A 3,399-nucleotide genomic window follows, 5' to 3' on the forward strand; every position below is an offset into this window, starting at 1 on the left:
CGCCGCGTGCCGGGGTGGGTGGCCGGCTGCGTGCGCCCGGGGCGCACCGAGCCGGACGCCGGCGGCGGCGCGAGCGAGACGAAGGAGGGACGCGGCATGCCCGGGCCGGGACCGCGGCGCGGCGGCACGGGACCACCGGTCTCGCCCAGCGCGAAGAGCTCGGCCATCAACCGCGCCGACGGCTGGGGCGCGGGCAGCGAGCGCAGCCGGGCGAGCGTGAGCCGCTCGACGTCCAGCGCGTCACGGCAGGCGGTGCAGGTCAGGGTGTGCGCGAGCGCCCGGTCGCGGACGTCGTCGCGCAGCGAGCCGTCGGCGAGGGCCGACACGCGGTCGCCGAGGCAGGGGGTGACGGCGGGACGGTCGTTCACGCGCCCACCTCCCGCACCGGACGGCGGCGGTGCGCGAGCGCCTCGCGCAGCTGGGCGCGGCCGCGGTGGATGCGCGAGCGCACCGTGCCGAGCTTGACGCCCAGCGTCACCGCGACCTCCTCGTAGGACAGGCCCTCGATGTCGCACAGCACGACGGCGGCCCGGAACTGCGGCGCGAGCGCGTCGAGCGCGGCCTGCACGTCGTCGTCCAGGTGCGTGTCGTCGTAGACGTCGGACGGGTCGGCCTCTCGGCCCGGGAGCTTCTCGTGCGCGTCCTCGGCGAGCGCGTCGAACCGGATGCGCTTCTTGCGCCGGACGCCGTCCAGGAAGAGGTTGGTGGTGATGCGGTGCAGCCAGCCCTCGAACGTGCCGGGCGTGTACGACGACAGGCTGCGGAAGACCCGGACGAAGACCTCCTGGGTGAGGTCCTCGGCGTCGTGCTGGTTGCCGGTGAGGCGGTAGGCCAGGCGGTAGACGCGCGCCGAGTGCTGCGTGACGACGTCCTCCCAGGAGGGCGGCGTCCATGGCTCGGGCGAGCCGGAGGCGTCGAAGGACGCGTAGGCACGGCCGTCCGCGGCGTCACCCATGGCGTCACCTCCGGAGCGTGCGACGTGCAGCGTCCCCACCATGATCCCTCGACCTGCTCCTCTCGTCCTCACCGGGCTCGTCACGGGGTAGGACGTCCGGAGCGGCCCAGACGTTCCCGGCACCTCGGCGGCACTAGGGTGAGGCCCGTCAACCCGCCGTCCCAGGAGGTCGTCATCAGCGGTCAGAAGCCGGCCACGTGGGCCTACACCGAGGCCTTCGTCACCGAGGACGAGGTGTTCGAACGTGCGCGCGGGCGGGCCGAGGAGCTGGGCTGCGTGCCGGTGCTCCCGGGAGTCGGCGCGGCGCTGCGGTTCGTGGCCGCGACCCTTCCGGCGCGCTCGGTCGTCGAGATCGGCACCGGCGCGGGCGTCTCGGCGCTGTGGCTGCTGCAGGGCATGCCGGCCGACGGCGTCCTGACCACGATCGACGTCGAGCCCGAGCACCAGCGCGCGGCGCGGCAGGCGTTCGGCGAGGCGGGCATCGCCTCGAACCGCACCCGCGTCATCACCGGCCGGGCGCTCGACGTCCTGCCCCGGCTGACCGACGGCGCGTACGACCTGGTGCTGTGCGACGCGGCCAAGCCCGAGTACGAGGACTACCTCGAGCAGGCGCTGCGGCTGCTGCGTCCCGGCGGCGTGGTGGCCTTCGACAACGCGCTGTGGCACGACAAGGTGGCCGACCCGGCGCAGCGCGACGAGACCACCACGGCGATCCGCGAGCTCGGCAAGAAGGTGCGCGACGACGAGCGCCTGGTGCCCGCGCTGCTGCCCACCGGCGACGGCCTCCTGCTCGCCGTTCTGCGCTGACCTTCCCTCCCTCCGGCCGGTGGGGAAAGACCTAGGGGGTGCCGGGTCCGGGGCCGGGGGTGAAGCCCGAGCCGCCCTCGGCGACGGCGACCACCTCGAACGGCTCGACCACCACCGGCGCGCTGCCGATGATCTGCGACCCCGGGTTGTCGGCACCGGTCGCCGCGAAGGTCGTGGCGAACTCGTCGCGAGCCGCGGCCGTCGCCCACACGTACGTGCCCTCGAACCACTCGCCCTCGCGCATCCGCCAGGTCTTGAAGGCGAGGCCCTCCATGCCGCTGAACCGCGCCAGCGAGGTGCCGGTCACGTAGTCGCGCAGCGCCTGCGCCGTGCCGTCCGGCGCCTCGGCCAACGACCATCGCACCGTGAGTCCGTGCATCGCGAGCTCCTCCCGTCGTCCGTCCACCCCGTCCACCGACCCGCGCGTCAGCGCAGCGTCTCGAGCCAGCGCAGCAGCAGCCGCGCGCCGAAGCCGGTGCCGCCGCGCTGCAGCAGCCCGGCGTCGCGGTCGCTGCGGCCCGGCCCGGCGATGTCGAGGTGCACCCAGCGCCGCGTCCCCACGAACTCGCGCAGGAACAGCGCCGCGACGATCGAGCCCGCGCCGACGCCTTTGACCGAGGCGATCTGGCAGACGTCGGCGACGTCGGACGCGATGGCGCTGCGGTAGTCCTCGGCCAGCGGCATCCGCCAGACCAGCTCGCCGCTCGCCTCGGCCGCGCCCTCCAGCGCCGCGGCCAGGCGGTCGTCGGAGGTGTACATCGCGGCGTGCAGCTTGCCCAGCCCGCGCGTCGCCGCACCCGTGAGCGTCGCGATGTCGACCAGGACGTCGGGGTCGAGGTCGGCGTCGGCGTAGGCCAGCGCGTCGGCGAGCACCAGCCGCCCCTCGGCGTCGGTGTTGCGCACCTCCACCGTGCGACCGCCGTACTGCCGCACCACGTCCCCCGGCCGGTACGAGCCGGCGCCCAGGGCGTTCTCGGCGAGCGCCAGCAGGCCGGTGACCCGCACCTTCACCTCGCCGCGCGCGCAGGCCCGCAGCACCGCGAGCACCACGCCGGCGCCGGTCATGTCGGTCTTCATGCCGATCATGGCCTCGCGCGGCTTGAGCGAGACGCCGCCGGTGTCGAACGTGATGCCCTTGCCGACCAGGACGACGTGCGGCGTCCCCGGCCCGGCGCCCGGCGGCTCGTACGACACCTCGACCAGCCGCGGCGGCCGCGCCGCGCCACCGCCGACCGCGACGTGGCCGCCGAACCCCTCGGCCGCGAGCTCCTTGTGGTCGCGCACCCGGCAGGTCAGCCCGACCTCGGCCGCCGCGCGCCGCGCCCGGCCGGCCATCCAGGCCGGGCTCTTGGTGGACGACGGCGTGTTGGCCAGGTCGCGCGCCAGCACCGTCGCCTCGGCGACCAGCAGGCCGCGGGCGACGTCGTCCGGCTGGACGCGGCCCACGACGTCGACCCGGCGCACGGGCGGCCGCGGTCCGTCGTTCACGCCCGATCGGGGCGGGGAGTACGAGCCGAGGACGAAGCCCTCGACCATCGCGCGCGTGGCGCCGGCCGAGCCGCTGCCCAGGGTGGTCACGAGCCGGTCGGCGCCGCGGTGCGCGCGGGCCAGGGCGGCCGCCGCCAGCCGCACCGAGG

At 75.6% G+C, this 3,399-nt stretch carries 5 protein-coding genes; 1 reads left to right on the forward strand and 4 read right to left on the reverse strand.

Annotated elements, in window-relative coordinates; all coding sequences use genetic code 11:
* Nucleotides 1–368: anti-sigma factor (locus tag ACYVJ4_RS06250; protein WP_460459251.1), on the reverse strand; the 368-nt coding region annotated here is incomplete at its 3' end.
* Nucleotides 365–955 (reverse strand): RNA polymerase sigma factor SigE, encoded by a 591-nt coding sequence (gene sigE, locus ACYVJ4_RS06255; RefSeq protein WP_460459252.1) that lies wholly within the window; start codon nt 953–955, stop codon nt 365–367. The genes ACYVJ4_RS06250 and sigE, both read right to left, overlap by 4 nt.
* Nucleotides 956–1,093: 138 nt before the next feature.
* On the opposite strand from sigE, the gene ACYVJ4_RS06260 reads away from it, so the two are divergent.
* Nucleotides 1,094–1,762, forward strand: coding sequence for an O-methyltransferase (locus ACYVJ4_RS06260; protein ID WP_460459253.1), 669 nt, complete (start codon nt 1,094–1,096; stop codon nt 1,760–1,762).
* 31 nt (nt 1,763–1,793) lie between these two features.
* Here the strand turns inward: ACYVJ4_RS06260 and ACYVJ4_RS06265 are convergent, their stop codons facing one another.
* Both ACYVJ4_RS06265 and ACYVJ4_RS06270 read right to left on the reverse strand, forming a co-directional pair.
* Nucleotides 1,794–2,141, reverse strand: a complete 348-nt coding sequence (locus ACYVJ4_RS06265) for a hypothetical protein (protein ID WP_460459254.1) — start codon at nt 2,139–2,141, stop codon at nt 1,794–1,796.
* A 47-nt stretch (nt 2,142–2,188) separates the two neighbouring features.
* Nucleotides 2,189–3,399 (reverse strand): leucyl aminopeptidase family protein (locus tag ACYVJ4_RS06270; protein WP_460459255.1); only part of this gene is annotated, 1,211 nt, incomplete at its 5' end.

Source organism: Angustibacter peucedani, from assembly GCF_054779595.1.

What these genes read in the sequence shown, in the direction of transcription:
- sigE (WP_460459252.1), bottom strand. Translation starts at nt 955, where the DNA reads ATGGGTGACGCCGCGGACGGCCGTGCCTACGCGTCCTTCGACGCCTCC.
- ACYVJ4_RS06265 (WP_460459254.1), bottom strand. Translation starts at nt 2,141, where the DNA reads ATGCACGGACTCACGGTGCGATGGTCGTTGGCCGAGGCGCCGGACGGC.